Genomic DNA, 23,032 nt, shown 5'->3' on the forward strand with positions numbered 1-23,032 from the left:
TTTCGTTTCACTTTTTCGTGTGCTTTTTCATAGGCTGAAGTATCATACGTTAAAGGTGGAACATTCATGTACCCATATAACCCTTACTATTACTACAACAATGGCTGGTACCGTTATCCCTCCAGTCTTCCGTACGATCAGGTGAATTATCAGCAGATGTCTAATAACCAGGGCAACGTCTGGGGTTACGCCCCGTATAATCCATCCATGTATGGTTTTCAAAATCCATATGTGAATAGTTACGACTATACAGGTTATACTGAGACCGGGAATCAGAATTCTTCATTCAACGTCGGCAACATGTCCAAAGGCGTCATGAGTTATTTTCAAAAAGAAGACGGCCAGATTGATTTCGACAAAATGATGTCCACTACGGGTCAGGTCGTAAAAACCGTTAAGGATGTCAGTCCGATTGTTAAAGGAATCGGGACATTCGTTAAAGGAATCAAGTAAACCGCGCGCTATTTATTTAGCGCGCATTTTCTTTAGACGTAAGAAACAGAAGAGGAACACTCTTGTGTATGGTTGTGCTTCTAAGAGAAGAATTGGGTCTGTCTTCCCGTCTGCTAATTGGATAAACAGACCGCTGCCTTTTTCGGAACCAGGGACGATTAATGGGTAAAAGTTGGAAAATGATTGTGTTATAATTTTTCGCAAAACGAAATAAATGATCGGTTGGAGGCGTAGGAACATGAGTATCGGGTGTTTATGTATTCACGGGTACACAGGAAGCCCGTATGAAGTCCAACCCCTCGTTGACTTTCTGGAAGCACGGACGGATTGGGAGATTGCCAATCCTACGCTTCCGGGACACGGAGAGGCTTTGGACCTTGAAGGCCACTATTATCAAGAATGGATTGCTACAGCAGAGCTTAGTTTGCTGGACCTTATGAAACGACACGACACCATTTACATCATCGGCTTTTCCATGGGGGGGATGATTGCTGCTTACTTGACTGCGAAGTACCATCTGAGCCGTCTGGTGCTTTTATCGGCGGCTGGGAAGTATGTCAGCCTCCCACAGATGTATAAAGATCTGCTTGGCATGGCCGCGGATGCATGGAATGGTGTTCTTGCGGATAATGAGCTCTTCCTAAGGTATCAGAAAAAATTGAAGGATACCTACCTTTTTTCTACCTTCGAATTTATGAAGTGTGTGCAATTCACGCGTCCTTATTTACAGCAGGTCCGCTGCCCTGTGCTCATTATTCAGGGCGAACTGGATGGGATGGTGCCGAAAAGAGCGGCTTTGTATTTGAAAGAGGAAATTCCGTCAAAAGAAAAAGAGGTCATTTTCCTGAAGAAGTCGAAGCACTTAATCTGTCATGGGGATGACAGCGATGAATTATTTGATAAAGTGATGGATTTTGTAAGTCAACCATAGGGGGAAGAGAAACCATGAATAAGAATCGTGGACAACCCATCCAGACACCTTTTTATTATGGATGGGTTGTTGTGATGATTGCAGGTTTGAGTGTGTTCTTTTCAGGACCTGGTCAAACCTATTCCATCTCTATTTTTATTGATTATTACATAGAAGATTTTGAGTATTCGCGGTCTTTAGTCTCTGGTATTTATTCAGCTGCTACCTTGTTAGCGGGTATTACGTTGTTTATGATGGGGCGCCTCATCGACCGTTTCGGACAGCGTGCAATGATGGTTACGATTGGTTCGTGTCTAGCTTTAGCTTTGTTTTGGAATGCTTTTCTGCTCGGGCCGATGATGATGTTTTTTGGTTTCTTTATGATTCGCTTGTTTGGTCAGGGGTCGATGACATTGATCCCGAACACGCTTGTGCCTCAATGGTTCATTAGGAAAAGGGGAAGGGCGCTCAGCGTTATGGCCATCGGTGGATTTGCCAGCTCTGCCCTGCTGCCCCCCCTGAATACATGGCTGATTGAATCCTTAGGTTGGAGAATGACATGGGGGATATGGGGAGGCGCACTGTTGATTCTTTTTGTTCCATTGGCCTTCTTCTTCATCCGGAACAAACCCGAGCACATCGGAGAAGTGCCGGACGGGACGCCGAAACCGGTGAAAGGGGAAGAAGTGAAAAACCCGAACGTTGAGGTGAATGAAAAGAGTTGGTCCTTAAAAGAGGCTATGGCAACGCGGGCCTTTTGGTTTATTTTGTTTTGTGTCACCGTTCCTGCTCTCGTTAACACAGCGGTGACTTTCCATATGGTATCGATCATGGATTTAAGAGGGCTCGATACAGGCGTAGCAGCCATGGTGCTGACTTTAATGGCTGTTGTCGGATTTCCGGTGACATTTGTCAGTGGTTATCTGGTCGATCGCTTCAAAGTGCATTATATTTTGGCCATTACGTTCTTTGGCCACATCTTTACCCTGGTTATCCTTCTGTTCACGAACTCATGGTGGATGGCCGTTGCATTTGGTGTATTTTGGGGTTTTGTCAATGGTTTTGAACGTATTGTATTGAATATCGTCTGGCCGAATTATTTTGGGCGTGAACACCTTGGCAGTATTAAAGGGCTTGCGCAAACGGTCATGGTCGTTGGCTCAGCGCTCGGTCCACTGCCTTTCGGTTTGTTTTTTGACTGGCTGGGAGGTTATCAGGAAGTGATTTTGCTGACGATTCTATTTCCGGTGACAGCAGGTATTCTTGCCTTATTGTCACCCCAACCCAAATACGAAGATTATCACGAATAAGAAAACGTCAGAGGTAAAACACCTCTGACGTTTTTTTAGTCTTTAAAGAATGCGATGACGAGTCCGCCTTCTCCTGCATATGTGGAAATCAGTGGTCCTGTCTCCATGAAGAGAGAGTCTTTGAAGTTATATCGTTCTTTAATTGAATTCAATACTTTCTTTCCTCTTTCCTCATCGTTGCAGTGAGACATCGCAATGACGCGGTCTTCCAAGTTGGACGCATACTCTCCAATTTGTTCGACGAAGCGGCGCAGGGATTTTTTGTTGCCCCGTACTTTTTCGGTCACTTCAACGGCGCCTTCCTCATCGCTTGCTTTCATAAGGAGTTTGATATTCAATGTCTTGGCGATGGCCCCTTTGACTTTATCCAATCGTCCGCCTTTGATGACATTTTCTAACGTCTTCAAAATGAAGAGCGTCGTTGTCTTCTCAATTCGTTCCTCCATATGAGAGACGAGCTGATCAAAGTTGTACCCCTCTTCCATACGGGCGGTCGCTTCATTCACTAGCAGGGCTATGCCGCAGGAGGCTGTCATGGTATTGAGGACAGCAATTTTACGATCCGGTTCTTCTTCAAGGAGCATGTCCTTACCCATGACAGCACTCTCATATGTGCTGCTCAGTCCTTGCGTAAGGGCAAGTACAAGAATTTCATCGTCTGCGTCAATCTGCTTGTATTTTTCATAAAAATCATTCGGACTTGGAGAAGAAGAACGAGGAAGTTCCTCGGACTGCTTTAATTTTTCATAAAACGTAGGCAAATCGATCGTTTCCCCTGTTTTATAGTGCTCGTCTCCAAAGTGTAAGTTTAACGGGACATAGTGGATGCTGTGTTTTTCCATCATTCCTAGAGGCAGATCGCCGCCTCCATCTATGATCAGTTGTATCGTCATTCCTTCACCTGCTCTCTTAAATTCATCGTACTATTGGGGAGTTCCCCATTCTTATTACGTATTATATCAAATTTAGCGGTTTATCGATGGTCTGGTTCATGAGTGAATTTCGGTTTTGCTTTTTGCATCGTACTTAATATGAACATCATCAGCCCGAAAAGGACAATCGATCCGCCGAGCCACTGGGTCCAAGTGATTCCTTCATCCAAGATCCAATAGGCTAAAATAGAAGCCCCGATTGGTTCGAAGAGTACAGCCATCGAAATCGTCGATGTGCTGAGCCATTTTAATGTCCAGTTGAATAAGGTATGGCCGAAGAAGGTCGGGATGATTGCAAGACCTAAGAATATCAGCCACTGATCTCCGTCGTACCCGGTAAAAGAATAACCGAGTGCCAAGTTATATATGAGAAGGGTCACCGCGGCCATTCCATAAGCGATGAACGTATAGGTCATAATGGACTGACGTTTACGTAGATTCTGACCAAGCAGAAAATAACCGGTTACGGTAACAGCGCCAAGCAGGGCCAGCAGATCACCGAATAAAGCCGTGCCACTGATTTGAAAATCGCCCCATCCGATGATCACGCTTCCTGTCAATGTGATAACAAGACTCAGTATGGATCCGATGGTGAAGCGCTCTTTGAAGAAGAGGTAAGTCCCTATGAAAGCGAAGACGGGCTGGAGGGCAACCAGGACGACGGAACTTGCAACGGTCGTATAATCCAATGACTCAAACCACAAAATAAAGTGGAAGGCGAGGAATATCCCCGATAATATCGCAAGAATCCAATCTTTTTTATTCGTTTGTTTTATTTCATCGAAATGTTTCCATAATACATAAGGAGCCATGATTCCGACGGCAATAGCCAGACGGTAAAAAGCGATCATCGCAGCTGGCGCATTTCCTGCGAGCTTGACGAAAATCGCGGAAGTGGAAATGGAAAGAACGCCAATGAACAAAATGATATATGGTTGAATTGGAGGCTTTTCCAAGTGAGCCCTCCTCTGGTGTACGTCAGTTTTTCCTCATTTTATCATTATTACGTTTGAAAAGCATAGCCGAAATGTGTAGAATTAACTATGTTATATGTGTTATGATGAATGAATCTATCAGGCAGATACCAGAGAAGCCTCTCCCGTTTCCTGTGGCAGAAGGCTTTTTTTACATGTATATAGGTAGAAGATTTAACAATAAAGGAGTATGAAATTACTGTGACAACATTTCAATCACTAGGATTATCAAAACCTATTCTAAAATCATTAGACGTTATGGGTTTTGAGGAAACAACACCAATACAAGAACAAACGATCCCTCTAGGACTAGAAGGGAAAGATGTCATTGGTCAAGCTCAGACAGGTACGGGAAAAACGGCTGCATTCGGTATTCCGATGCTCGAAAAAATCAACAAACAAGTGAAAGCCGTTCAAGGACTTGTCATCGCCCCGACAAGGGAATTGGCTATTCAAGTAGCAGAGGAGCTTAACCGTTTAGGTAAAGGAAAAGGCATTCGTGTCCTGCCGATTTATGGTGGATCGAACATGGAGCGCCAAATCCGTGCCCTGAAAAATAATCACATCGTCGTAGCAACACCAGGACGTTTGCTCGACCACATCCGTCGTAAAACAATCAAGTTGGAAGATGTTCACACAGCCGTACTTGATGAAGCGGATGAAATGCTGAACATGGGCTTTATCGAGGATATCCGTGATATTCTGAAGGCACTTCCTGAAGAGCGCCAGACTTTGCTTTTCTCTGCAACAATGCCGAAAGAAATCCGCGATATTGCTACAACATTGATGAACAACCCGGAAGAAGTGAAAGTCAAAGCGAAAGAAATGACGGTCGAAAACATCGAGCAGTTCTTCGTTGAGATTCCGGAAAAACACAAATTCGACACCCTGACACGTTTGCTGGATATCCATGATCCTGCGTTGGCGATCGTCTTCGGTCGTACGAAGCGTCGTGTCGACGAAGTAGCGGACGGGCTTCAAGCTCGTGGCTTCAGTGCAGAAGGCATTCATGGTGATTTGACGCAAGGGAAGCGTATGTCCACATTGAACAAGTTCAAACGCGGACGCATCGAAATCCTTGTCGCAACAGACGTTGCCGCACGTGGATTGGACATTTCCGATGTATCTCACGTGTACAACTTTGATATTCCGCAGGATCCAGAAAGCTACGTTCACCGTATTGGACGTACTGGACGTGCCGGTCGTAAAGGGAAATCCATTTCCTTCGTCACACCTCGTGAAAAAGATCAGCTTCACCTGATTGAAAAACTTACGAAGAAGAAAGTGGAACGTCTGAAAGTACCTTCTTCTGAAGAAGCGGCTCGCGGTCAGCAAAAAGTGGCTGTCGAGAAGCTGGCAGAAACGATCACAAACAACGATCTGAAAAACTACAAGCAGGCAGCTAATGAACTGCTTGAACAGTATGAGTCAACAGATCTTATAGCGGCTGCACTGAAAATGATGACAAAAGAACGCAGTGAAGTACCTGTTCGTTTGTCCTCAGTTCAACCAATCAGTGTGAAGAACGCTCAGCGTGATAAGAGCAAGAAAAAAGGTGGCTACCGCAAAGGTGGAGGCGGCAAGCGCAACTTCAACAGCAAGAATAAATCCCGCAACCGCAACTTCAGCGGCAAAGGCGGAAGCAAGCGCGGCAATTATCAGAACAAGGGCCGCAGCTAATAAAGGTCATTAAAGTAGATCAGTCCTCTGTGTGAGGGCTGATCTTTTTTTGTTTCGGTAGCATTGGTATGGGAGGTTGGCATTTTAACAGTGGGTTTCAAGTTTTTAACGATTGGTTTTAAGTATTTATCAGTCACTTTCAAACCTTTATCGGGGGGTTCAACAATTTTATCGGTGACCTGGGTATTTTGGCATTAGGCGGTCTGGTGGAAGATATAAAAAAGGACCCCACCCCGGAGGGTGAAGCCGTTACATGCGGTTTACCAAGGCGAATAAAGCCAGGAAAATGATGATTCCCCAAAGAATGTACTTGCCTGTGTTCCGGCTGAATTTCTTATTCTTCCATCGATTCGGATTGAAAGATATGTCATCGCTGTCCGATCGCGAATGACGGGTGCGGACCTGCCATAAAGAAAAGCGGCGGGCGTTTTTCAGGATAACGGGGGCAATGGCAAATCCTCCGATCAGTCCGAATAAGTGGCCGAAGATATTGATGTTCGGCCGTGCAAAAGTCATGAATAAGCCGATGGCAAAGATGGCGAGAATGATTTGCGAATTGGCTGTATCAATCAAGTGCTTCCGGTTCATGATCATGAATAGATAAACGCCGAAGATACCGAAGATAGCGCCTGATGCTCCAAGGTGCCAATAATAGGCATCAGGATTAACGATAAACGTCCCCAGGTTGCCGACAATACCGGCAAATAGATACATGATGACAAACTTTCCTTTTCCTAACATCTGTTCAAGGGCCGGTCCGAAGAGGACGAGAGAAAAGGAGTTGAACAGTGCGTGGGTGAAATCTCCGTGTAAGAAAATCGGAGTGACAAGGCGCCAGTATTCGCCGTTCAAAATCAGGGCATTCATCCCAATGCCCCATTCCTTCAACTCCACGGCGAAACCAAGTTGAAGAAAGTCCATCAACAGCCATAAAAAGAAATGAAGCCCGACAAGGAATGAAACAATCGGATAAAATCGTAGAAATTCTTTAAAACTTTCCGTTCGTACAAACATGACTAATCTCCTTTTTTCGTTCAAGATTACATTCGTTACCTGAACTCCATTCATCTCCACAGAAGCTGCGAAACGATGCCCTTCTTTGAAGGGAGCGTACTCCTATTCATTGGACTCCTAATATAATGTAATCCATGCCGCTTCCTCGTATTCTTTTTTACCGTGAAAAGATTCGGGTATACTGTTCATAGATTGTTAATGAAAAGGAAGATGAATGGTGATCAAAGGTATCGGTGTGGATATTATTGAATTGGATCGTATTAAACAAAGTATAAAGCGAAGAGAACGCTTTGTTCAACGAATACTGACTGAAGAGGAACATCTTCGTTACAAGACGTTAAATGAAAAAAGGAAAGTGGAATACCTGGCGGGCCGGTTTGCAGCGAAAGAAGCTTTTGCGAAAGCGACAGGAACGGGAATCGGAAAGCTTGGTTTCCATGATATTGAAATCTTATCAAATGAATCCACAGGGGCTCCTATGATGAGGGCGAAAGGCTACGATCGTTATCAAGTGTGGGTCTCGATCAGTCATAGTTCGGAGCATGCCATTGCGCAGGTGGTTTTAGAAGAGTGCTAGGGAGGTATAGGAGGGCAGACATAATTACATAGGTTGTCTCATAACATTGTAATGCGGGTAGGAGGGAACGAATTGGATATTGTTACCGCACAAGAAATGTACGAACGGGATCGAGTGGCCGTGGAAGCCGCTGGACTAGATGGGAAGATGCTCATGGAGAATGCCGGAAGAGCGGTTACGTATGACCTGCTCCGCCACATTCAAAAAGAGCATGCGATTGTCGTCCTGATGGGTGCTGGCAATAATGGCGGCGATGGTTTCGTCATTGCCAGGACGTTGTTGAACCTTGGATACGATGTGGAGGCTTGGCAAGTCGTTCCGGACGCAAAGATCACTGGAGATGCAGAAGCACACAAGAGGATATTCCAAGCTTCTGGTCACCCGTACAGACTATTGAAGAGTTCGGAAGACTTGAATACTTCTCTATGTCGTGCAGATGTATGCATCGACGCGATGTTGGGGATCGGAGTGAAAGGGCGGCTGAGAGAGCCCTACGCGGATATTGTCCGTCTCTGTAACGAGGAGTCAATCTTAAGGCTTGCGGTCGACCTGCCTTCTGGTGTGCCGGCTGATGAAGGGGTGGAGGTTTTTGAGGCATTTCAGGCTCATTACACTTCAATCATTGAAGCTCCGAAGCAGAGTGCCTTTTTACAGCACACGCAGCCATACTACGGCGAATGGTCAGTCGTAGAAATTGGCCTCCCCCTTAAACAACTTCCGGATCTCCGGAGGAAGCTTTGGAGTGGAGCTGATGTCAAAAGAACCTTGCCTGAACGAGAGGCTCATTCGCATAAAGGATCGCACGGAAAAGGATTGATCATCGGAGGATCTCGCTTGATGCCCGGTTCTGTCGCAATGACGGCGAAAGCAGCTTTGCGGAGCGGGTCGGGGTTGATTGCGGTATCCACGGATGCTGAAGCAGTTCCTGCGATTTCTCCTTATGTGCAGGAAGCGACTTTTGTAGAAGGGGAAGATGGAGGACGAGTCCCGGACTTGGAAGGGTATGATGGGATTGCTGTCGGTATGGGATTGGGCCGCGGCTCTATGCAGTCAACAGTGGTGGAGCGGTTGGTCCGTGAACAAGACACTCCACTACTGGTGGATGCCGACGGGTTGTACCTTTTAAAAGATTTCCTTGGAGAGTTGAAAAACAGGGAAGTTCCGACCGTCCTGACGCCTCACCCAGGTGAGTTCGCCCATTTGACGGATCTTTCCATCCAGGAGATTTTGCGCGCTCCTTTTTCCTATTCAAAAGAATTTGCTGAAAAGCACGGCGTGTACCTCGTTCTTAAAGGACCTTCGACAATCATCACAGGTCCTGATGGTGAACAGCGGGTAGATATCTCGGGCAATGCGGGCCTCGCTAAAGGCGGAAGCGGTGATGTTCTCTCTGGTATTCTGCTCAGCATGATGATGCAGGCAGAACAGGTGTTGGATGCCTTAAGCAATGGTTGTTTCCTTCATGGAGCGACGGCTGATTTACTCGTGCAGGATGGACATTCGAAGGTTGACCTACTCGCCTCTGACGTCATTGAAGGTTTATCCCGGACGTTCCGTACATTTTCTTCTTGATCCATATCATACGTTCCCTTTGTCCTTAAGTAGAGACAAAGGAGTTGAGTCTTATGCAAAGACGTTTTCTGATCCTGTTGTTCAGCCTGTTCATCTTAGGTGCTTTGACAGCTTGTGGCTCACAATCAAAAGAAGATGTCGTCAAGAAGCTTGAAAAACAGTCGGAAGAAATGGCTGGATATAAGACCGAAGCGAATATGAAGATGCGTACAGGGAAGGAAGAACAGAAATACAACATTCAAGTGTGGCATAAAAAGGATGACTTTTACCGCGTGAAGCTTCAAAATGATCAGGATGAAAAAGGAAGCCAGATCATCTTGAAAAATGACAGCGGCGTGTATGTCTTGACGCCAGCCTTGAACAAGAGCTTCAAGTTCCAAAGTGAATGGCCTCAGAACACAAGTCAGCCTTACCTTTATGCTTCGCTGCTGAATGATATCAAAGCGGATCCGGATGCAGAATTCAATGCTTCCGAAAACTACTTTGTGTTCAAGACGAAGACAAACTATCAGAATAACAAGACCCTGCCGTTCCAGGAGATTTATTTTGATAAGAAAACGTACCACCCTGTAATGGTGAAAGTGTTCGATCAGGATATGAATGCTCTTGTAGAGGTTCAATTCGCGAACTTTGCGAAAGACGATTCGATGAAGAAGGAAGACTTTGATGTCGATAAGAATATGGCCATGGCTCCGACGGAAGCCCCTGTTGCCAACATGGAAGGGGAAGAGCTTGAGGAGGTTCTCTACCCACAAGAAACGTTCGGTGCTGAACTTGCAGACGAGCGTGAAGTGAAGACAGAAGATGGGAAACGATTCATTATGACTTATGCAGGAGATAAGGACTTCACATTGGTCCAGGAAAAAGCGGAGGTACAATCGGCAAGTGCCCAATACTCTGTCCAGGTGAACGGTGAGCCTGTCCAGCTTTGGGACGGGGTGTTTGCAGCCTTCGAACACAACCGTCTGGAATGGAATCACAATGGAACGACCTATCAACTTGCGAGCAATGAATTGACACAGGATGAAATGGTCGCTGTCGCAAGTTCAATCAACACAGCTGCGATGGTGAAATAAAATTGGAAGGAGCAGGCTTAACGGTCTGCTTTATTTTTTGGTCTTCCACTGAGGAGGAAGATCCCCCTCTCAAGCTTCACTCTCCGGACTCCTGAGAGTCTTTAATTTCCGTAGCTTAATCATCAAACCTATCCGGTATTCCTGCTTCTTTTATGTTATTTGACACCAGCTTCTTCTCATTCAATAATAAAAAGATAGAGAGAGGAGCGGGTCAAAGTGGCATGGGATACGTATTATAGAGATTCAATTGCAGAGATTGAATTGTCGGCGATTGAGTATAATATACAGCAATTGAAACAACGATTGGAAAATGGAACAGACATTTGTGCGGTAGTCAAAGCGGACGCCTATGGACATGGTGATGTTCAAGTGGCAAAGGCCGCTTTGAAAGCAGGGGCAAAGAGTCTGGCCGTTGCACTATTAGATGAAGCATTGAAACTGAGAAAAGCAGGAATTGAGGCCCCGATCCTCGTCATGGGCTGGACACGCCCTCAGGATACTGCCGTCGCTGCTGAAAACAACATCGCTTTGACGGTCTTCCAAAAAGATTGGCTTAAGGAAGCAGAAGGTCTAAAGGAAACTACTCCTTTACAAGTTCATTTGAAAATCGATACAGGAATGGGGCGGATCGGTGTACGGACGGTTGCAGAATTAGAGGAGATCCTTACTGTTCTTGAAGAAACCGCCACGTTTCATTTGGAAGCTTTATTCACGCATTTTGCTACAGCGGATGAGGGAGACTCACAGTATTTTAATGAACAACAAGAGCGCTGGGACGAAATGTTTTCGTATTTTAAGAGGAATTGGGCAGAAGATGTCGAAATTCATACAAGTAACAGTGCGACAAGTATGAGGGTTCCGGAGCGGATGGATCATTTTGTCCGGTTTGGTATCAGTATGTACGGACTTTATCCTTCCCCCTATGTCAAAAAAGAACGGCCGATCGACTTGAAACCTGCTTTTTCTCTGACGAGCCGGTTAATCCATGTCAAAAAAATAGAGGCCGGAGAATCGGTCAGTTATGGGGCTACCTACACCGCGGAAAAAGAAGAGTGGATCGGCACCATTCCGCTTGGTTATGCGGATGGATGGATCCGTAAACTTCAAGGTGCTGAGGTCCTGGTCGACGGGAAACGGCAGCCGATTGTCGGAAGAATTTGCATGGATCAATTCATGATTCGGCTGGATCAGGAATATCCTATAGGGACAAAGGTTACCTTAATTGGTAAACAAGGGAATCAAGAAATTTCAGCTGATGAAATAGCAGAGCATCTCGAAACGATCAATTATGAGATTCCCTGCATGATCAGCCAAAGGGTGCCGAGAGTTTTTCAGGAAGGTGGGAGAACGGTAGAAGTAAGAAACTCCTTGTTGTGAGGAATCTTCCCGTTTTTGGACAATTCTCCCGATGTAAGGATAAAAGCTTTCATAATTCACGAAAAAATTCCAACACTCCTTTGCAATGGACACTCCCGTTTGATAAGATTAGAGTGGACTAATTGACTGGTTTCTTTTGAGAGAAGATGGTGGAGGTGTATGGTTTTGTCCGATAGCATGCAGGAGATTGTCATCCGGATTCCGGATAACCTACTCAATGAAGTGGATGGCTTCATTCAACTCGATAACAGTGATCGGAGCGATTTCATGTGTCAAGCAACGAAAATGTATTTGCGTGAGAAGAAACAGCGACATATTAGAGAATCCATGCGTAGAGGCTACATGGAAATGGCGAAAATCAATTTAAATATCGCTTCAGAAGCGTTTCAAGCTGAAGAGGAGGCCGAACACACCCTGGAGCAACTAGTGAGCGGGGTGTGAAGCCAGTGATAGTCAAACGAGGTGACGTTTATTTCGCTGATTTGTCCCCAGTTGTGGGATCAGAACAAGGCGGGGTTCGTCCTGTACTCGTCCTTCAAAATGATATTGGTAATCGTTTTAGCCCTACCGTGATTGTAGCCGCGATTACAGCGCAAATACAAAAAGCCAAACTTCCAACACATGTCGAAATTAATGCAGAAAAATATGGGTTCGAGCGAAATTCTGTAATCCTACTGGAACAAATCAGAACGATTGACAAGCAGCGTTTGACCGATAAGATTACTCAACTTGATGAACCGATGATGCAGCAGGTCAACAAAGCCTTGCAGATCAGCCTCGGTTTGATCGACTTTTAATCGGAATGTACGTCGTGGATGAAAAAAGTTACCTTTTTAAGGTAACTTTATTTTTTTGTGCTTTTGTAGTTTATAATGGGGATAGACAGGGTATTGTTGATGGCGTGTTTTTTGTTCTTGGATTTTTAAATAGAAACTTGTCATTTTACAGAGGGTATGGGAAAGATACTCTTGTGTAAATGCCGTTGTGACGAGAACGAAGGCAAATGGTGTAAAAGGAAGTCTTTTTCTGATAAAATTATACTTAAATAGTATAAGGACGAACAATAGAGGGTTATGAGGCGGAGGTTTAGATAATGGACGAAAGACTGAAAAATGTAGTAGTAGAACATAGTGATGACATTGTCAAAATGTGGTTGGAGGAAGTCAACACACATAAGAAGAATGATTATACATCGACGATTTCTGATGAAATGTTCGAAAGTACGAACCGTGAATTTGTCAACGTGATTTTTTCCAGTATTGAGAAGCAGGGACTATCTTCTGACCTGGATGATTTCTCTGAACGCCTGATCAATCTCGGGTGGCCGTTGAGTTATTTAACGGACGGGATGCAAGTGTTCCGGCGTGTGGTGACAGATTTCATCCTTAAACAATCGGAAAAAATCGACTCCGATTACTTTTCCGAGGTCCTTCGTAAAGTAGATGGGTGGGTCGATCCGATCATCAACCGTCTTGTTAATGAATATTCAGGGAGCTGGGAGCACATCGTTTCCTTGCAAAGGGTGGCTTTACAAGAGCTTTCCGCGCCTTTGATCCCTGTGATGGAGAACATTACGATCATGCCTCTGATCGGAACCATCGACACGGAGCGGGCCAAGTTAATCATGGAGAACCTTCTCGACGGTGTGATCAAACATAATGCCGAAGTTGTATTGATCGATATTACAGGTGTTCCGGTTGTCGATACGATGGTCGCCCATCACATTATCCAGGCAGCTGAGGCTGTAAGGCTGATCGGTTCCCGGTGCATTTTAGTGGGGATTCGTCCTGAAATAGCACAGACGATTGTGAACCTCGGCATCGATTTAGGCAAGTTCCCTACGAAGAGTTCATTGCGCAAAGGTTTCCAAACAGCATTAGAATTAACAAATCGTCGTATTGAAGAAACCCAGAACAACGATGAAGACATCGAAAAACTAATTGATTCGCTAGATAGGGAGTGAAAACATGAGGATACCTATTTTAAAGCTTCACAACTATTTACTCATTTCCATACAAATCGATTTGGATGACCAGACGGCTATCCAGTTCCAAGAAGATCTTTTGAGCAAGATTCATGAAAGCGGAGCGACAGGTGTCGTCATTGATTTGACATCCGTTGATATCATCGATTCTTTCATTGCTAAAGTTTTGGGAGACGTTGTGACGATGTCGGATTTGATGGGGGCCAAAGTTGTTTTGACGGGGATCCAACCGGCAGTTGCAATGACTCTTATTGACCTAGGTATACACATGCAAGATGTCCCGACCGCGTTAGATCTAGAACAAGGATTGATCAAACTTCGCCAGGAATTGGAGGAGTGAATATGGACTTTCAATCCTGTGTCAATATTAAAAAGGAATGGGACATCGTCGGAGCCAGGCAACTTGGACGAGATATATCCAGAAAGATCGGCTTCGGGACTGTCGATCAAGCAAGGATTGCCACGGCCATTTCTGAACTGGCACGGAACATTTATTTATATGCAGGAACAGGCAAGGTCTGTTTCGAAGCACTCGAAGATATGAATAAAAAGGGAATCCGGATCGTAGCTACGGATGAAGGACCTGGAATAAAAGATATCAGTCAAGTTATGGAAGACGGGTTCACTACCTCAGGAGGGCTCGGAGCAGGGCTGCCAGGAGTGAAACGGTTAATGGATGACTTTGATATCGTTTCAGCAGAAGGTGAAGGTACAGAAATCACTGTCGTCAAATGGCTCCGGTAAAGGAGGTAAGATGAGATGAACACATTGAAACTCGATTTAGAAAATTATAAAGAACTATTACAAGAGTATATTAAGACTGAGGATGAGCAAGCTCTATACCAAGCGGAACAGTTCAGTAAGCATTCCATGCAGCAGAACATTTCGCCGGAAGAGATCATCAATGTCCATATCCAATCGCTACAAGAAATATACCCGGATATGCCTGACTATATTCAGTCATCTATGAACTTTCTTCTGGAAACCATGATTTCTTATGGATTGGCTTACCAGGAGTATCAGACGCTGCGGGAAAAGCAGCTTGAACTCAAATCGGAAATTTCCGTCGCTGCCAATATGCAAAAAACCTTATTGTCGACAGTGAAACCAGATTTGTCTGACATTGATGTAGGGGCTTTAAGTGTTCCTGCCAAGCAAATGAACGGGGACTATCATCACTTCGTCCACGATGGAAAAGGAAGTCTTGGAATTGCTGTCGCCGATGTCATAGGTAAAGGTGTGCCTGCTGCACTCTGTATGTCGATGATCAAATATTCCATGGACAGTTTTTCAGGGATGCGGACAGACCCTAGTGTCATACTGGGCAGTTTGAACCGTGTGGTTGAGCGGAACGTAGATGCAAGCATGTTCATTACGATGTTCTACGGTTTGTATAATTCGAACGAGCATACGTTCACTTTCTCATCAGCCGGTCATGAACCGGGTTATTATTACCATAAAGATCGTGATGAGTTTGAGGAGATCGATGTGCCAGGGCTTGTACTCGGCGTATCCCCTGAGGTTACGTATAAGCAGTACGAAAAGAGAGTGGAAAAAGGAGATATGATCATCCTTCTGACCGATGGGGTAACAGAATGTCGCCAAGGGGACCGTTTCATCGATCAGGAAGAAATCCTGCATGTCATCAAGCAATATTCTCATCTCCCGGCACAGGGAATTGTGGACCAAGTGTATAAACACTTTGAGCGTCTGCAGGACTTCCAGTTGAGAGATGACTTCACCTTGATTATTTTAAGAAGAAACGTTTAATGACTGTATAAGCAGGGTAAGCAATTATGTAGTACGTTTTTTAGGAAACATTGGGAGGGATTATGATGAATTTATCTATAGATGTTACGAACAATGAAGGTGTCTCAAATGTCGTCCTTACCGGAGAAGTGGATGCATTCACAGCACCTAAATTAAAAGATACACTGCTGCCACTGACGAAGGAAAAAGGCCAGGTTGTAGAAGTGGATTTTCAAGATGTAAATTACATGGACTCCACTGGTCTTGGTGTTTTCATCAGTGCCTTGAAATCAACGAAGGAGCATGAGTCAGAGATGCGCCTTGTCCATATGCAGGACCGTGTTTACCGCCTCTTCAAGATTACGGGATTGACAGAAATTATTAACATCGAGTCTACAGTACAAGGTGGAATGTAAACATGGAACCATTTGATTTTGTTGAAGTGAAGGTACCTGCCAAAGCGGAATACATCGGTGTCGTCCGTCTGAGTATATCAGGGATCGCCAACCGAATGGGATTCACTTACGAAGATATCGAGGATTTGAAAGTAGCCATTTCAGAAGCGATTACAAATGCTGTGAAACATGCATACAAAGAAACAGGCGAAGGTGAAATCACCATCGGTTTCGGTGTTTATCAGGACAGGCTTGAAGTAATGGTCGCTGACCATGGAGGAAGCTTTAACCTAGGTGAAATTAAGGAAGATATCGGGCCTTATAAACAAGATGATGATATCGAAGAACTGCGCGAAGGAGGCTTTGGCCTGTTTCTCATTGACGCTCTGATGGACAAAGTTGAAATCAATAGCAAATATGGAGTCATTGTCCTTATGACAAAATATCTCCATGAAACCGGGGTGGGTCAAGATGGCGACCAAATCACAACACCACAATGAGGAAGTTTACGAATGGATCGCCTATTTACAAGAGAATCCGAGAGATGAAGAAGTCCAGGAGAAGGTCGTCCTCGTTTATAAGGATCTTGTAGAATCCATTGCTCGTAAATACTCAAAAAACAGCACCATCCATGAAGACTTGGTTCAAGTCGGCATGCTTGGACTGTTAGCGGCAATCAGAAGATATGATGCCGAATTCGGCAAGTCCTTTGAATCGTTTGCTATTCCTACAATCATTGGAGAAATCAAACGGTTTATTCGTGACAAGACATGGAGTGTTCATGTCCCACGTAGGATCAAGGAACTTGGACCGAAAATCAAAAAGGTTTCGGAAGAGCTGACAAACACTCTACAACGCTCTCCTTCCGTTAAAGAAATCGCAGATGAGTTGGAAGTATCTGAAGAGGATATCCTTGAAACGATGGAAATGGGCAAAAGTTATAAAGCTCTGTCTGTTGACCGTAAGATTGAAGCTGACTCTGACGGAAGCACCGTCACCATCCTTGATTTAATTGGAAATCAGGAAGATGGTTATTCCAACATCGACCAGAGAATGCTCCTGGAGAAGATTCTCCCGATCCTTAGCGAACGTGAACAGGAAATCTTACAATGTACGTACTTTGAGAACATGAGTCAGAAAGATACAGGTGAACGGCTGGGAATCTCCCAGATGCACGTATCCCGTTTGCAAAGGCGGGCATTGAGAAAACTGAGAGAAGCCCTTCAGTCTGAATCCGTCGAGGTATTCTAGTGGAAAAGGAGAATAATCGGGTGGATCTGTCTATTTTCCAAAAAGCCAAAAAAGGGAATTATTACTGCGGAGACAGCTATTTCTACAAGGAAACGGACGATGCATTCCTTTGTGCCCTCGCCGATGGTCTCGGTAGTGGAGAAATGGCCCGTGAATCGTCCAAAGCGGTTATGGAAGTGATAGAGGAACATCCAGATTTGACGCTGGAAGCTCTCATCAAAAAATGTAATGAGGTGTTGGTAGGGAAACGAGGAGTCGTCCTGGGGATTTTAAGGATTGACTTTGACAATCGTACTTACTCTTATTCATCCATTGGTAACATCGGGGTTATTACTGTGGACCCGGATGGTAAGCGTAACCGTAACATTCCATTGGCTGGTTACTTATCAGGTTATCCACGAAAGTTGAGAATCTCCCGCGGAACAGTGCAGAAAGGTATGATATTCCTGATGTTTTCAGACGGAGTCAATGACCGTCGTCTGTCTTCGAACCTCACTCATTCCAAGGACGTTGAGCAAATCACTCAACAATATAAAGAATTATATGGTCAATCGCGTGATGATGATATCACCCTGATTGCCATGGCATATAATTAAAACCCTTCATTCGAACCGTAAGGTAGAATGGAGGGTTTTATTGTGTTTGTATGGACCATTTATCATAATTTTATTTATTAAAGAATATGGTAGGTTTCTTGAAGACTCAGTTTCGAGATGTCTTCGGGGTTCGTTACGTTATTTGTCGTCAGGGGTGGTTGGGAAGCTACTCGCTTTCCTGTGGGGGGAGTGTGAGCTTCCTCAGACTACGTCCTGCGGGATCTCAACCTATCTCCTTTCTCCCACGGGAGTCTCGCATCTTCCCACCCACCCCATACGATTAAGGTGAGAAACGAACCCCTTTACCCAGTATGGGTGTCTTTCACAAATCCTGAACATATAGTGATAAAACGCTCTATAACAGGCTTTATCATTCAGTATGCGGTTGGAGTATCCATGTTGCTTTACTTTCCTGGAAATGGTTTCGAGATACTTATACGGCAAAGGGGCGGAGGGGAAGGCGAGACTCCTGCGGGGAAAAAAGTGCTTGGTGAGACCCCATAGGACGCAGTCCGAGGAGGCTCACCGCGCTCCCGCGGAAAGCGAGCTATTCCCCGCAGCCCCATCCACACATCGAAAGTCTCGAAACCGGGTCTTCAACTAAAGGGAGTTAATACATAATTGGTACGCGGGAGTCTTTAAGTATTCTCTTTTATAATTTGATACAATGGATGAGACGTCATTGAAGGAGGTCACGTAGATGAGTGAAAACAACAAAAATACAGAGCTTATGAAGCTCGTAGCTAAACAGACGAAATTGAAGGATCAGACAATCAAACAAGTCATTGAATTGCTTGAAGAAGGAAATACAGTCCCGTTTATTGCCCGTTACAGGAAAGAACTTACCGGCGGCTTGGATGAAGTGCAGATCAAGGACATTGAAGATCAGTGGAACTATGTTACGAATCTTGTTCAGCGGAAGGAAGAAGTTATCCGCCTTATTGATGAACAGGACAAACTGACCGAAGACTTACGCCGCGAGATTGAATCTGCCGAAAAACTACAAAAGGTGGAAGACTTGTACCGGCCTTATAAACAAAAACGTCGGACAAGAGCGACCGTTGCCAAAGAGAAAGGCTTAGAACCTCTCGCGACTCAAGTATGGGAACAGCAGGACATCGACTTTGAGAAAGAAGCAAAAGCCTTCTTTTCTGATGAACACGAACTGAATTCGGTTGAAGATGTCCAGGCCGGGGTGAATGATATCATCGCCGAGTGGATTTCCGATGACCCTACATATCGAGAAAAGATTAGAAAGCAAACGCACGATAAAGGTGTCATTGCTTCATCTGAAAAGAAAGCAGATAAAGATGAAAAAGGCATTTTCGAAATGTACTATGACTATCAAGAACCTGTTCGGTCCATCGTGTCACACCGTGTCCTTGCTCTTAACCGTGGGGAAAAAGAGGAGATTATTAAGGTTTCCGTTCAGCCTCCTGAAGAAGCGATTGTTCAATATCTGGAGAGAAGCGTCATTAAGCGCCATATGGTTGGGAAGATCCGTTCCATCCTGGAAGAAGCGATCCAGGACAGTTATAAGCGATTAATCCAGCCATCAGTTGAAAGAGAGATCCGGGGGGCATTATCTGAACAGGCGGAGGAACAGGCGATTGAAGTTTTCTCAAGTAATCTTCGAAACCTCTTGCTGCAGCCTCCTTTGAAAGGGAAAGTGGTTCTAGGCGTCGACCCTGCCTACCGGACCGGTTGTAAGCTTGCCGTCGTGGATGAGACAGGGAAAGTGCTGGATATCGGGGTCATCTATCCAACCGCACCAAGAAATGATACAGCAGGAGCGGAGAAAAAGATTCTTGCCTTCATGGATGCATATGACATTGAACTGATGGCTATTGGGAATGGTACGGCTTCCAGAGAAACGGAACAGTTCATTGCGGATATGATTCAAAAACATCAGTTGAACGCTTCTTATATGATTGTGAATGAAGCAGGGGCAAGTGTGTACTCGGCTTCGAAGCTTGCACGTGAAGAATTCCCTGACTTTCAAGTGGAAGAGCGAAGTGCGGTATCCATCGCTCGTCGTGTTCAGGATCCATTAGCAGAACTTGTGAAAATTGATCCTAAATCAATCGGGGTTGGTCAATACCAGCACGATGTTACTCAGAAAAAACTGAATGGATCCTTGACGTTCGTTGTCGAAACGGCGGTAAACCAAGTAGGGGTGAATGTGAATACAGCCTCTTCATCTCTTTTGCAGTATGTGTCAGGGCTCAGCAAGACCGTTGCGAACAATGTCGTGAAAAAGAGGGAGGAGTTAGGAAAGTTTACCAAACGGTCCGAACTCAAAGATATTCCACGCTTAGGTGCAAAGACATTTGAGCAAAGTATCGGCTTTTTACGAATCCTGGATGGGAAAGAACCTCTGGATCGCACACCGATTCACCCGGAAAGTTACAAAGCGACAAGGGAACTGTTGAGGAAGTCCGGATTTACCACAGAAGATATCGGAACGGACAAGTTAGCAGAAGAATTGAAGAGTGTGGACACATCATCTGTAGCGGAACAACTGGACATTGGTGAATTGACGCTGCAGGATATTGTGAAATCTCTCGTTCAGCCTGGCCGGGATCCAAGGGATGACCTTCCTAAGCCATTGTTGAAAACGAATGTTCTCTCAATGGAAGATTTAGAACAGGGGATGGAACTTGAGGGTACCGTAAGAAACGTAGTAGACTTCGGTGCTTTCGTGGATATTGGTGTGAAACAAGATGGGCTTGTCCATATTTCGAAGCTTGCTGACAAATTTGTCAAACACCCAATGGACGTGGTGGCGGTAGGGGACGTCGTTACGGTTTGGGTCGAGCAAGTGGATGTACAAAAACAGAGGATCGCTTTAACGATGATCAATAAAGGGTAATCCTAAACGAAACTGCCTGGAGAGAAGTAACTTTCCGGGTAGTTTTTATTTGTATAAGTTCTGATAGTAATACCAGCATTGATTCAGCATTTTAATCTGATATTTATCTTTGTTCAAGAATGCTTTCGTCATTTGGTTCTTCAACCAGGAAGGCATAAGAAGTCATCTCCTTCATATTCAACTTTTTTCATTCTTATGATACAGTATGCAAAGGACAAGGGAGGTGTTCCTATGACAGATCAGGAATTGCAGCAATGGACGGATGAATTATCGAAAACATACTTTGACAAGCCTTTTGATCATGATGTATACTTCAACCCTCGTCTTCGGACAACAGGAGGGAGATACATTCCTTCTAAAAAAGTGATTGAAATCAATCCGAAATATATAGTAGAATTAGATGGTGTCGAATTAGAAGGCATCATTAAACATGAACTTTGTCATTACCACCTTCATATTGAAGGAAAGGGTTTTGGGCATCGTGATCCTGAGTTCAAGGCACTATTAAAGAAGACAGGATCCCCACGACACTGTTCAGCCTTACCTTCTGAAAAGAATGGGAACTTCCATCACTATGTTTGTACAAAATGCGGGCAGACATACAAGCGGAAAAGGCGGGTGGATACAAAACGTTTCGGTTGTGGGAAATGTAAAGGGAATTTAAAAAAGAAGTAAATTTTCCATTGACGAACGATGGACCACATGTTAAATTAGTTAAGTCCTAACAAAACAACCCAAAAAGTGCATGAAAACAACTTAGAATTTCATGAAAAAAAGGTTTGACACCAGGGGCTAAATGTTATAAGATATAAAACGTCGCTGATAAAACAGCAACGGACATTACGAACTATTCCAACGTAGCTCAGTGGTAGAGCAATCGGCTGTTAACCGATCGGTCGTAGGTTCGAATCCTACCGTTGGAGCCATTACGGAGAAGTACTCAAGTGGCTGAAGAGGCGCCCCTGCTAAGGGTGTAGGTCGCGTAAGCGGCGCGAGGGTTCAAATCCCTCCTTCTCCGCCATTTATTTTTGGCCCGTTGGTCAAGTGGTTAAGACACCGCCCTTTCACGGCGGTAACACGGGTTCGAATCCCGTACGGGTCACTTAATCTTATAAAGGTCCGGTAGTTCAGTTGGTTAGAATGCCTGCCTGTCACGCAGGAGGTCGCGGGTTCGAGTCCCGTCCGGACCGCCACTCTTTTTGGGCCATAGCCAAGCGGTAAGGCAACGGTTTTTGGTACCGTCATGCGCTGGTTCGAATCCAGCTGGCCCAGCCATTTTATTTTCAAAAAAGAGTTGACAAAAAGCTGAATAAGTTATATGATGTTTCTTGTGCTTCAAAAAAACAATATCATCATTGAGTGTTACAGATTCCTTTAATAGGAGCCATTAGCTCAGCTGGTAGAGCATCTGACTTTTAATCAGAGGGTCGAAGGTTCGAATCCTTCATGGCTCACCATTTATTATGCGGGTGTGGTGGAATTGGCAGACACGCTAGATTTAGGATCTAGTGCTTCACGGCGTGGGGGTTCAAGTCCCTCCACCCGCATTATCCAATTATCATGATCAGCATCCCATTGTTTACTACAGCAATTTTGCGGTCGTGGCGGAATCGGCAGACGCGCTAGGTTGAGGGCCTAGTGGGAGGTAATCCCGTGGAGGTTCAAGTCCTCTCGGCCGCACCAACTTTTCTAAAAAAAGTTCTTGCGTCAAAACACAAAAGATGTTAAGATATTAAATGTCGCTTTTTTAATGCGCCCGTAGCTCAATTGGATAGAGCGTCTGACTACGGATCAGAAGGTTAGGGGTTCGACTCCTCTCGGGCGCGCCATTAACGGGAAGTAGCTCAGCTTGGTAGAGCACTTGGTTTGGGACCAAGGGGTCGCAGGTTCGAATCCTGTCTTCCCGACCATCGAAATCCTAAATAACAACATGATACACTTGCGGGTGTAGTTTAGTGGTAAAACCTCAGCCTTCCAAGCTGATGATGAGGGTTCGATTCCCTTCACCCGCTCCATTTTATTGAATGTCATCGGGGCCTGTAGCTCAGTTGGTTAGAGCGCACGCCTGATAAGCGTGAGGTCGGTGGTTCAAGTCCACTCAGGCCCACCATGATTCATTTGATCTTTGAAAACTGAACGAACCAACCAGTACGTCAAAACATTTCTTCTTTATAGAAGAGATTTGAAACAAAGCACATTCGGTGTGCAAATGAGCAAGTCAAACTTAACTTTTATGGAGAGTTTGATCCTGGCTCAGGACGAACGCTGGCGGCGTGCCTAATACATGCAAGTCGAGCGCGGGAAGCGAGC

24 protein-coding genes, 12 tRNA genes and 1 rRNA gene are annotated in these 23,032 nt (G+C 44.9%); 33 read left to right on the plus strand and 4 right to left on the minus strand.

Annotated elements, in window-relative coordinates; genetic code table 11:
- Positions 1–66 precede the first annotated feature (66 nt).
- From J0K78_RS18010 to J0K78_RS18020, 3 genes are all read left to right on the plus strand, one after another.
- The gene (locus tag J0K78_RS18010; RefSeq protein WP_160916867.1) at positions 67–453 is read left to right on the plus strand and encodes a YppG family protein; all 387 of its coding nucleotides are present in this window, start codon (positions 67–69) and stop codon (positions 451–453) included.
- 238 nt (positions 454–691) lie between these two features.
- Positions 692–1,384, plus strand: a complete 693-nt coding sequence (locus J0K78_RS18015; RefSeq protein ID WP_206948334.1) for an alpha/beta hydrolase — start codon at positions 692–694, stop codon at positions 1,382–1,384.
- A 14-nt stretch (positions 1,385–1,398) separates the two neighbouring features.
- The gene (locus J0K78_RS18020; protein WP_206948335.1) at positions 1,399–2,673 is read left to right on the plus strand and encodes an MFS transporter; all 1,275 of its coding nucleotides are present in this window, start codon (positions 1,399–1,401) and stop codon (positions 2,671–2,673) included.
- A 35-nt stretch (positions 2,674–2,708) separates the two neighbouring features.
- On the opposite strand, the gene J0K78_RS18025 is transcribed toward J0K78_RS18020, so the two are convergent.
- Positions 2,709–3,566 (minus strand): DegV family protein, encoded by an 858-nt coding sequence (locus J0K78_RS18025; RefSeq protein WP_206948336.1) that lies wholly within the window; start codon positions 3,564–3,566, stop codon positions 2,709–2,711.
- 80 nt (positions 3,567–3,646) lie between these two features.
- Positions 3,647–4,561, minus strand: coding sequence for a DMT family transporter (locus J0K78_RS18030; protein ID WP_206948337.1), 915 nt, complete (start codon positions 4,559–4,561; stop codon positions 3,647–3,649).
- A 219-nt stretch (positions 4,562–4,780) separates the two neighbouring features.
- Between J0K78_RS18030 and cshA the strand changes: the two genes are divergently transcribed.
- Positions 4,781–6,259 carry a degradosome RNA helicase CshA gene (cshA, locus tag J0K78_RS18035; protein WP_206948338.1) on the plus strand — a complete coding sequence of 493 codons (1,479 nt, stop codon included), beginning with the start codon at positions 4,781–4,783 and terminating at the stop codon, positions 6,257–6,259.
- Positions 6,260–6,508: 249 nt separating this feature from the next.
- On the opposite strand, the gene J0K78_RS18040 is transcribed toward cshA, so the two are convergent.
- Positions 6,509–7,273, minus strand: a complete 765-nt coding sequence (locus J0K78_RS18040; RefSeq protein ID WP_206948339.1) for a rhomboid family intramembrane serine protease — start codon at positions 7,271–7,273, stop codon at positions 6,509–6,511.
- 217 nt (positions 7,274–7,490) lie between these two features.
- Between J0K78_RS18040 and acpS the strand changes: the two genes are divergently transcribed.
- The 15 genes from acpS to J0K78_RS18115 all read left to right on the plus strand — a co-directional run bounded on the left by acpS (position 7,491) and on the right by J0K78_RS18115 (position 20,722).
- Positions 7,491–7,850, plus strand: coding sequence for a holo-ACP synthase (acpS, locus tag J0K78_RS18045; protein ID WP_206948340.1), 360 nt, complete (start codon positions 7,491–7,493; stop codon positions 7,848–7,850).
- 72 nt (positions 7,851–7,922) lie between these two features.
- Entirely contained in the window at positions 7,923–9,422 is a 1,500-nt protein-coding gene (locus tag J0K78_RS18050; RefSeq protein ID WP_206948341.1) for an NAD(P)H-hydrate dehydratase, read from the plus strand.
- A gap of 53 nt (positions 9,423–9,475) precedes the next feature.
- Positions 9,476–10,498 (plus strand): LolA family protein, encoded by a 1,023-nt coding sequence (locus J0K78_RS18055; RefSeq protein ID WP_206948342.1) that lies wholly within the window; start codon positions 9,476–9,478, stop codon positions 10,496–10,498.
- Positions 10,499–10,714: 216 nt separating this feature from the next.
- Positions 10,715–11,875 (plus strand): alanine racemase, encoded by a 1,161-nt coding sequence (gene alr / locus J0K78_RS18060; protein ID WP_206948343.1) that lies wholly within the window; start codon positions 10,715–10,717, stop codon positions 11,873–11,875.
- Between the two features lie 159 nt (positions 11,876–12,034).
- Complete coding sequence (locus J0K78_RS18065) at positions 12,035–12,316, plus strand: CopG family ribbon-helix-helix protein (protein ID WP_027956786.1); 282 nt, start codon at positions 12,035–12,037, stop codon at positions 12,314–12,316.
- A 5-nt stretch (positions 12,317–12,321) separates the two neighbouring features.
- Positions 12,322–12,672: a type II toxin-antitoxin system PemK/MazF family toxin gene (locus J0K78_RS18070; RefSeq protein ID WP_035511328.1), complete on the plus strand. Its 351-nt coding sequence runs from the start codon at positions 12,322–12,324 to the stop codon at positions 12,670–12,672.
- 296 nt (positions 12,673–12,968) lie between these two features.
- Positions 12,969–13,838, plus strand: a complete 870-nt coding sequence (locus J0K78_RS18075; protein WP_160916881.1) for an RsbT co-antagonist protein RsbRA — start codon at positions 12,969–12,971, stop codon at positions 13,836–13,838.
- 4 nt (positions 13,839–13,842) lie between these two features.
- Positions 13,843–14,199, plus strand: a complete 357-nt coding sequence (locus J0K78_RS18080) for an STAS domain-containing protein (RefSeq protein WP_089654561.1) — start codon at positions 13,843–13,845, stop codon at positions 14,197–14,199.
- A 2-nt stretch (positions 14,200–14,201) separates the two neighbouring features.
- Positions 14,202–14,603: an anti-sigma regulatory factor gene (locus tag J0K78_RS18085; RefSeq protein WP_160916883.1), complete on the plus strand. Its 402-nt coding sequence runs from the start codon at positions 14,202–14,204 to the stop codon at positions 14,601–14,603.
- Between the two features lie 15 nt (positions 14,604–14,618).
- Positions 14,619–15,629, plus strand: coding sequence for a PP2C family protein-serine/threonine phosphatase (locus tag J0K78_RS18090; protein WP_160916885.1), 1,011 nt, complete (start codon positions 14,619–14,621; stop codon positions 15,627–15,629).
- Between the two features lie 65 nt (positions 15,630–15,694).
- Entirely contained in the window at positions 15,695–16,024 is a 330-nt protein-coding gene (locus J0K78_RS18095) for an STAS domain-containing protein (RefSeq protein WP_089654564.1), read from the plus strand.
- Positions 16,025–16,026: 2 nt separating this feature from the next.
- On the plus strand, positions 16,027–16,503 hold the full coding sequence (gene rsbW / locus J0K78_RS18100) for an anti-sigma B factor RsbW (RefSeq protein WP_115825019.1): 477 nt from the start codon (positions 16,027–16,029) through the stop codon (positions 16,501–16,503).
- Positions 16,475–17,254, plus strand: a complete 780-nt coding sequence (gene sigB, locus J0K78_RS18105; RefSeq protein WP_206948344.1) for an RNA polymerase sigma factor SigB — start codon at positions 16,475–16,477, stop codon at positions 17,252–17,254. Before rsbW ends, sigB begins: the two co-directional genes overlap by 29 nt.
- Before the next feature lie 20 nt (positions 17,255–17,274).
- Positions 17,275–17,850 (plus strand): PP2C family serine/threonine-protein phosphatase, encoded by a 576-nt coding sequence (locus J0K78_RS18110; RefSeq protein ID WP_370551179.1) that lies wholly within the window; start codon positions 17,275–17,277, stop codon positions 17,848–17,850.
- A 700-nt stretch (positions 17,851–18,550) separates the two neighbouring features.
- Complete coding sequence (locus tag J0K78_RS18115; protein WP_206948346.1) at positions 18,551–20,722, plus strand: Tex family protein; 2,172 nt, start codon at positions 18,551–18,553, stop codon at positions 20,720–20,722.
- A gap of 45 nt (positions 20,723–20,767) precedes the next feature.
- Here J0K78_RS18115 and cmpA read toward each other — a convergent pair whose 3' ends face one another.
- Positions 20,768–20,878: a cortex morphogenetic protein CmpA gene (cmpA, locus tag J0K78_RS18120; protein ID WP_206948347.1), complete on the minus strand. Its 111-nt coding sequence runs from the start codon at positions 20,876–20,878 to the stop codon at positions 20,768–20,770.
- A 75-nt stretch (positions 20,879–20,953) separates the two neighbouring features.
- On the opposite strand from cmpA, the gene J0K78_RS18125 reads away from it, so the two are divergent.
- The 14 genes from J0K78_RS18125 to J0K78_RS18190 all read left to right on the plus strand — a co-directional run.
- A complete protein-coding gene (locus J0K78_RS18125) occupies positions 20,954–21,397 on the plus strand; it encodes a SprT family protein (RefSeq protein WP_206948348.1) in 444 nt (147 codons plus the stop codon).
- Between the two features lie 176 nt (positions 21,398–21,573).
- Positions 21,574–21,648: transfer RNA gene (locus J0K78_RS18130), tRNA-Asn, on the plus strand.
- A 4-nt stretch (positions 21,649–21,652) separates the two neighbouring features.
- A tRNA-Ser gene (locus J0K78_RS18135) sits at positions 21,653–21,743 on the plus strand.
- Between the two features lie 9 nt (positions 21,744–21,752).
- A tRNA-Glu gene (locus J0K78_RS18140) sits at positions 21,753–21,824 on the plus strand.
- A gap of 14 nt (positions 21,825–21,838) precedes the next feature.
- A tRNA-Asp gene (locus J0K78_RS18145) sits at positions 21,839–21,915 on the plus strand.
- Between the two features lie 7 nt (positions 21,916–21,922).
- Positions 21,923–21,997, plus strand: a tRNA-Gln gene (locus J0K78_RS18150).
- Between the two features lie 106 nt (positions 21,998–22,103).
- A tRNA-Lys gene (locus J0K78_RS18155) sits at positions 22,104–22,179 on the plus strand.
- Between the two features lie 8 nt (positions 22,180–22,187).
- Positions 22,188–22,269, plus strand: a tRNA-Leu gene (locus tag J0K78_RS18160).
- Between the two features lie 48 nt (positions 22,270–22,317).
- Positions 22,318–22,405, plus strand: a tRNA-Leu gene (locus J0K78_RS18165).
- 69 nt (positions 22,406–22,474) lie between these two features.
- Positions 22,475–22,551 (plus strand) — tRNA-Arg (locus J0K78_RS18170).
- Between the two features lie 4 nt (positions 22,552–22,555).
- Positions 22,556–22,632 (plus strand) — tRNA-Pro (locus J0K78_RS18175).
- Positions 22,633–22,663: 31 nt separating this feature from the next.
- Positions 22,664–22,737: transfer RNA gene (locus tag J0K78_RS18180), tRNA-Gly, on the plus strand.
- An 18-nt stretch (positions 22,738–22,755) separates the two neighbouring features.
- Positions 22,756–22,832: transfer RNA gene (locus tag J0K78_RS18185), tRNA-Ile, on the plus strand.
- A 120-nt stretch (positions 22,833–22,952) separates the two neighbouring features.
- A 16S ribosomal RNA gene (locus J0K78_RS18190) occupies positions 22,953–23,032 on the plus strand; the annotation flags it as partial.

It is taken from the genome of Halobacillus sp. GSS1 (genome assembly GCF_017307035.1).
Classification (GTDB): Bacteria; Bacillota; Bacilli; order Bacillales; family Halobacillaceae; genus Halobacillus; species Halobacillus litoralis.